A 6000-nucleotide genomic window follows, 5' to 3' on the forward strand; every position below is an offset into this window, starting at 1 on the left:
AGAAACGAACGCTATGCGCTCGACGACGGCCCGCTCCGCATGCGCGGCGTGACCCACCGGAAAGTCAGATTAACGCGCTCGCCGGTGACGCGAGGCTCTTTCGGCACCCGATGCCGCCATTCCGTCTGCGTTTTGCCTTTCATGACCAGCAGGCTGCCGCCTTTTAGCGAGAACGACTGCGTCGCGCCCGTCTTGCTGTGCCTCAGGTCAAAGGTGCGCGCGACGCCCAGACTCACGGACGCGATCACCGGCTCCGGCCCCAGTTCTGGCTCGCGGTCGGCATGCCATCCCATGCTGTCCGTGCCGTTGCGATAGCGGTTCAGCAGGACGCTGTTGAACCGCGCGTCGCACGTGGCCTCGACGGCGGCCTTGAGTTCGGCGACGGCTGGCGTCCACGGTTGCGGCAAATTGCGAATACCGGAATAGACGTACACAGCATCGGTATCGCCCTGCCATGCGGTGAGCCTCGGCAGCGCGACACGACCGCCGGGCGTGCCGATGATGTCCTGTCGCCACTGGACCTCGTCCACCAGGCGCGCGAGGAATTGCCCGGCCAGGTCGGGCGCGAGCCAGTCGGGGTACCAGTCGACGTCGGGGGTTGGAAGATCGTCGAAGAGATCGGTCATAACATTGCGGGGTGCATTGGCAGGCCGCGCGCGCTGACGGGCGCTGGGAATATGGTGGGGTATTATCGCCGCAGCGGGAGGGGGCTGTTTGCGGTTTCAGTCGGCCGTGATTCTGTTTGGGAAAACCACGAGGCGATTATTGCACTGCGTTTTGCGGCTCGACACTGCGCGGCGGGGTCTAGGTGCTGGGAGCCCGCGTGCTCAGTCGTGGCGACCGCTCAAGGCAAGACATACATGGCCGTGAGCGTCCACCGGACCTGCTTCGCCGGCACCACGATCAGACCGAAGCTTTCGCTTATCCTTGGCGGCAGGATATGTCGGAACTCTTTACGGGTGGCTTTCGCCTCGGTTCCGGCCGCGCGGCCGATCCTGTCGGGCGCATTTAACTGAAAATCGCGATGTAGAAGACCACTACGCCAATCACAGCGCCAACAAAGCAGAAGCTTTCTTCAGTGTCCTCACCGTTTGAGCGCAGCCATGCACCGACGACACCGAACAGCCCCGCAATGCCGAGCGCGACGCAAAGCATCACGACGCCGAACAGCGCACTCTTACCCAACTCGGAAAAGTCGATATTGCGCACGCCGAGATACAAGCCCAGCGCCATCAGCGATATCCCGACGAGTGGCAGCATTACGTGACTGCCCTCATACCCGACATGATGGGCGCGGTGCGCAGGGTCCCCATGGTGTAAACGATGGCCTGATCCGAGCAGCTTCATGATCGCCTCCCGCCTCGCCGTTTGCCGGCACTAACGACACTGGAGCTGCCCGCCGTCGCTCTCGTGGGCGTATCAGCGACTCTTGTGCAGACAACTCACTTCAAGCATAGGCCAGGCGCGCGCATAATTCAAAGCCCATTTAATTTGGGTAATCCAGAGGGCGGGGGCGAGGTAGAGGGCGAGGTGGAGGGCGCTATCCCTGCATCAGCGATTCGCTGACGTTGAGAACGATAGGCCATCTTCTAGCAGCCGCTGCAATGCAACAAGAAAACCCCGCCTGTGCCGCCGGACCGAATTTTTCGCGCGCGGCACGCTGCAGCACATGCCGGTAGAATGACCCGGCTCGCCAGATGCATCGCCGCGGCGACCGGCTCGCCGGCCCTCCGCTGCGGTCAAGCCGGCTTCTACCCGCCTTCATTCTTTCTATGCGCCGCTCATCGTTTCTTGTACGCCTGATCGCTATTGGCATCCTGCTGCACGTCTATGTTGGCTTCCGTTTGATACCGGACATGCCGGTTAGCATCCCCGTCCGCTGGCTCTTGGGATGTTGGCTAGTGCTCTCCGTCGTACTCATTCCTCTCGGCATGCTTGCGCGAACAATCAAGCGCCAGCCGCTGGGCGACCGGCTCGCGTGGATCGGCTTACTGGCGATGGGCTTCTTTTCGTCGCTGCTCGTGCTGACGTTTGCGCGCGACCTGGCGCTCGCGTCAATGATGACCGTCGACGCGATCTGGCCAGGCCTGATCGCGCTCGCTCATTGGCGGACCGGCACTGCGGCGGCTGTGCCATTGCTCGCGGTACTGTCGACACTCATCGGTCTTTTCAACGCTCGCCGTCGAGCGCGTGTCGTGACAATCGAGGTGCCAATCGACGACCTGCCTGCCGCGCTGGACGGCTTCACGATCGTTCAGATTAGCGACATCCACGTGGGACCAACCATTAAACGACGCTATGTCGACGCCATAGTCGATGCGGTGAATCGCCTGAAGCCTGATCTCATAGCCGTGACGGGCGATGTGGTAGACGGCAGCGTCCCGCAGCTGACCCAGCACACGCAGCCTCTGTCGCGGTTGAGTGCCCGTCACGGCGCGTTTCTCGTCACAGGCAACCACGAGTACTACGCGGGCGCCAATGCGTGGATCGACGAGTTCCGACGCCTGGGACTCAACGTCCTGCTGAACGAGCACGTGGTTGTTGAGCACGACGGGGCGCGTGCCGTCATTGCGGGCGTGACCGACTATTCGGCCGGCCACCATGATCCGCTACATCGCAGCGACCCAATGGCCGCGATCGCTGGAGCGCCCGGCGATGTGCTGATCAAGGTGCTTCTTGCGCACCAGCCCCGCTCTGCCGAAGCCGCCGCCGAAGCCGGCTTCACTCTGCAACTCTCAGGTCATACGCACGGCGGACAGTTTTTCCCTTGGAATTTTTTTGTGCGTTTTCAGCAACCATTCACAGCGGGTCTCGCACGCCTGAACGGACTATGGGTGTATACGAGCCGCGGCACCGGCTACTGGGGACCGCCTAAGCGACTGGGCGCACCGTCAGAAATCACGCGAGTCAGGCTCGTGCCGGGCGAGGCCGAGTGATCCACGATCCGAGCGCAAAGCGAACGCCAGCGCTCGATAGCTGCACGCTTCTCTGCTTTCGCACCCGCCAAAACAATGCCCGAGGATGGACGTGCCTGTCATTGCGCGGGCGCGACTGCGACACTGACTTGTGGGGCGAAAGCCACCATGACCTGCATCCCCGGCGTTAGGTTCGCCATTTGCGCCGGAACGCGCCCCTGGATATGGAACACCGGGCCGTTCGGTCCTTTCAGAGCCACGACACCCGTAGCATGATCGACTGCCTGCACTTGTGCATTGACGTTCTGTTCCGGGTTCGCCTGCCCGTTCTGTGAAGTAACGGCCGCAGGCGCGGCTTGTCCGTCCGCGTTGCGCAAAACGCTGATCATCGCATTGCGTGTCATACGAACATGGACCTTCTCGCCCTGCCTGATTCTGTCTATGCTTCCTTTCTCGGTAACCTCGAATGACGCCTCGCCTCCTTGCGCATCTCGCACGGTCACGGAATGCTTTGCACGGTCGACCGACTTCACCACTCCTTCAGCTTGCAGCGTGCTGCTCCCTTCGACCGGCACCGGAAGCCCCGCGGCAAACGAGACGGATGGAGCGAACGCGACAAACGCGCCGACAATCATTCCAAGAACTTTGGCTTTCATACATTCCTCACTGACGTGAACGGCCTGAAGCGGCGCTGTGCGGGGAACCGGGATTGCATGCGAAGGGCTTGAAGTCACCGCGATGCAGAGCAGATCCAGAACATTCGAAGAGTTTGTTCCTGATGATGACGGGCGTCAATATTCGGACTCCGTATTACATTGCTGATCTGTCTGCGTAGTTAGTCGAAATTTCCCAGCGATGATGTTGATTTATACACAACGCGAGCATTGAGCTTGCAACACATTGAGACAATGTTAATTCCGTATCCTGAATATGGACTGCGCCGGACGCTTCGACTAAGCTCTGTCACCGCTCATTGTTCACACACAACTATGGAGTTTTAATTATGGAGCACGGCATCATTGCATGGCTTGTCATCGGCGCGATCGCCGGGTGGCTGGCTGGCGTACTCGTCAAGGGTGGTGGCTTTGGCCTTATCGTCGACATCATCGTCGGGATTGTCGGCGCGTTCATCGGCGGTTGGCTCGCTCGCGTGCTGCACATTTCTCTGGGCAGCGGTTGGATTGGATCGATCATCACTGCGGTGATCGGCGCGGTCATCCTGCTGTTCATTATCCGACTGGTTCGACGAGGCGGGTGAAGCTGGAATGAGTATGTTCGGCGTCGGCGGCAATGTCGCTGGCGCCAAGTTGTAGCTTCGACCATTCCACGTTTGATCGCCCAACGCTCTCGCCCTTTTGTCTCGGCCGGATCACGCACGAGTCGACCTGGTGGTACTGAACGCGCCGTTGCCTGAAACGGCATGCGAGATACGGTGGGGCGCAGCAGCTTGTGCTGAGCGAGAGACTCAGCGCCCCATGCGGGAATTTTGCTTTCCCTTGCAACGTATTTCGGTTTGCAGCACTAACGCGTCGTGCGATGTCCCGGGTGCGAGTGAGGGCGAATTTCGAGCGCTGGGCTAGACGCATTGGCTAGCTTCACCTTGTTCGGTCGCGATTCCATCGATGTGAGGATGGGTCTGAGCCCCAGCTTATTGCAGGATTAATTAATAGCGGACTTGTGGGTCTACCGATGGAGGCAAGTGCGCTGAATCCGTCTTGGTCATTCCAGACAGAGCGTCAACAAGGGCGCTGATTCAGTCGCGTGCCGGAACACTCGTCGAAGCACTATTTCAACGCCTATCGAAAGCTCCTCGTTGTAATCCTCAAGCGCGATGGACGGCTTTGCAGCTGTCGCCGCATCAGGCTTTGGCAGCTGGGTGGCGTAGTCGCGTTTCATCGCTTCTGCGAGGCTCCGGGCCATGCCGTTAGTGAGCGGCTGACACCCGCGGTCAATGACCTCGGCCCGTTTTCGCCCTAATCCGGCGTGTATCGTCGGGGGTCTATCCGGAGCCTTTACCGCCCACCTACTAGACTTGGGATGGGCTATGCAGCGCATTGCCGAAGCGATCTTCCATCGCCGCAAGCATCGCGTCGCAAACGATGTCGCTGGTGTGACCAGCCGTCGTAGCGGGTCAGCTCATCGCTTTCGCGGTCGCAGCAGCGGAGCGCAAACCGTAGGGGCATCGGCCCGCCGTGGTAGCGCCGACACTCGAAGCCATCCGACCACCTGCATTGGTTGCTTGATGCCACGGCCGCCTTGTCGTCGTGCCGTCGCTGAGCGCGAGACTGAGCGGGCGCAGGTCCGTCGGCAATCCGTGCACGCTCGTGGCTCGATAGCCGTGTTTCACGTTGAACGGCACCACTCCAGCGCTCTCGCGTTCCGCCCACAACCTGCCCCGAATCCGACGATAGCGATCGCTCGGCAACTTGCCAATGCCGCCGGGAATTTCCGCGCACTGCGCGCGTCATTGGTTTGCCTGGATTTCCATTCGCCCGGCTGCTTGCGCGAACACTATAGGCGTGCTGATACGTTCGAGCGCGACACGATGAGAACTTCGGAGGCCAGATCACTGGTCGTTCTGCGGCAGTAAGGGCGATGCGGCATCGCTTTTTGTATGTCCGGGTCATAACGCCAGCGACATCTCAAGACCGGCGTCTCATTGCTGACACCCGACTACGCATTGGAGGGAAGTGAGCGGTGTGCGACGCCGCCTGATGGTTTGTGCCCTATCGTACGGCGGGCGTTTTTCTCCCGCGTAAACGCCGCAACCCCACCTTTGCGGGGTGGGGTTGCGGTCACTGCTGGGGAGCCTGACGATTACCTACTTTCACACGGGTAATCCGCACTATCATCGGCGTGGAGTCGTTTCACGGTCCTGTTCGGGATGGGAAGGGGTGGGGCCGACTCGCTATGGTCATCAGGCTTTGACGGGTTGCCGTGACGCGTTTGGGCGGCACAGCCAATCTGGGAAGAAGTAGTTTCTGGTGATGCTTACCAGAGGGAAGCGGGTTGTGGTGTTTCTGGCACAACAACGATCTCAACCTGGGTGTCCGGCTCGAACCCACTGCGGGTTCATGCGCATCCC

Annotated in this window: 6 protein-coding genes and 1 rRNA gene; 2 read left to right on the forward strand and 5 right to left on the reverse strand. The window is 60.5% G+C overall.

Annotated features, from left to right (window positions below; all coding sequences use genetic code 11):
* Positions 1-11: 11 nt before the first annotated feature.
* Both JNB89_RS13910 and JNB89_RS13915 read right to left on the reverse strand, forming a co-directional pair.
* Entirely contained in the window at positions 12-626 is a 615-nt protein-coding gene (locus tag JNB89_RS13910) for an alpha-ketoglutarate-dependent dioxygenase AlkB family protein (RefSeq protein ID WP_220362545.1), read from the reverse strand.
* Positions 627-1008: 382 nt separating this feature from the next.
* Positions 1009-1347, reverse strand: a complete 339-nt coding sequence (locus JNB89_RS13915) for a hypothetical protein (RefSeq protein ID WP_013343083.1) — start codon at positions 1345-1347, stop codon at positions 1009-1011.
* Positions 1348-1772: 425 nt separating this feature from the next.
* On the opposite strand from JNB89_RS13915, the gene JNB89_RS13920 reads away from it, so the two are divergent.
* Positions 1773-2936, forward strand: a complete 1164-nt coding sequence (locus JNB89_RS13920; RefSeq protein WP_220362559.1) for a metallophosphoesterase — start codon at positions 1773-1775, stop codon at positions 2934-2936.
* A gap of 98 nt (positions 2937-3034) precedes the next feature.
* Here JNB89_RS13920 and JNB89_RS13925 read toward each other — a convergent pair whose 3' ends face one another.
* The gene (locus JNB89_RS13925) at positions 3035-3571 is read right to left on the reverse strand and encodes a hypothetical protein (protein WP_220362546.1); all 537 of its coding nucleotides are present in this window, start codon (positions 3569-3571) and stop codon (positions 3035-3037) included.
* A 347-nt stretch (positions 3572-3918) separates the two neighbouring features.
* On the opposite strand from JNB89_RS13925, the gene JNB89_RS13930 reads away from it, so the two are divergent.
* Positions 3919-4173, forward strand: a complete 255-nt coding sequence (locus JNB89_RS13930) for a GlsB/YeaQ/YmgE family stress response membrane protein (protein ID WP_013343080.1) — start codon at positions 3919-3921, stop codon at positions 4171-4173.
* A gap of 461 nt (positions 4174-4634) precedes the next feature.
* Here JNB89_RS13930 and JNB89_RS13935 read toward each other — a convergent pair whose 3' ends face one another.
* Positions 4635-4811 carry a hypothetical protein gene (locus JNB89_RS13935; RefSeq protein WP_220362547.1) on the reverse strand — a complete coding sequence of 59 codons (177 nt, stop codon included), beginning with the start codon at positions 4809-4811 and terminating at the stop codon, positions 4635-4637.
* Between the two features lie 912 nt (positions 4812-5723).
* Positions 5724-5837 (reverse strand): 5S ribosomal RNA (gene rrf / locus JNB89_RS13940).
* Positions 5838-6000: the final 163 nt, after the last annotated feature.

This window comes from Paraburkholderia phenoliruptrix (genome assembly GCF_019511605.1).
GTDB classification, from domain to species: Bacteria; Pseudomonadota; Gammaproteobacteria; order Burkholderiales; family Burkholderiaceae; genus Paraburkholderia; species Paraburkholderia phenoliruptrix_A.

Bases quoted from the DNA above. Each gene is read 5' to 3' on its own strand.
- JNB89_RS13910 (WP_220362545.1), bottom strand. From the start codon at position 626: ATGACCGATCTCTTCGACGATCTTCCAACCCCCGACGTCGACTGGTAC.
- JNB89_RS13915 (WP_013343083.1), bottom strand. From the start codon at position 1,347: ATGAAGCTGCTCGGATCAGGCCATCGTTTACACCATGGGGACCCTGCG.
- JNB89_RS13920 (WP_220362559.1), top strand. From the start codon at position 1,773: ATGCGCCGCTCATCGTTTCTTGTACGCCTGATCGCTATTGGCATCCTG.
- JNB89_RS13925 (WP_220362546.1), bottom strand. From the start codon at position 3,571: ATGAAAGCCAAAGTTCTTGGAATGATTGTCGGCGCGTTTGTCGCGTTC.
- JNB89_RS13930 (WP_013343080.1), top strand. From the start codon at position 3,919: ATGGAGCACGGCATCATTGCATGGCTTGTCATCGGCGCGATCGCCGGG.
- JNB89_RS13935 (WP_220362547.1), bottom strand. From the start codon at position 4,811: ATGAAACGCGACTACGCCACCCAGCTGCCAAAGCCTGATGCGGCGACA.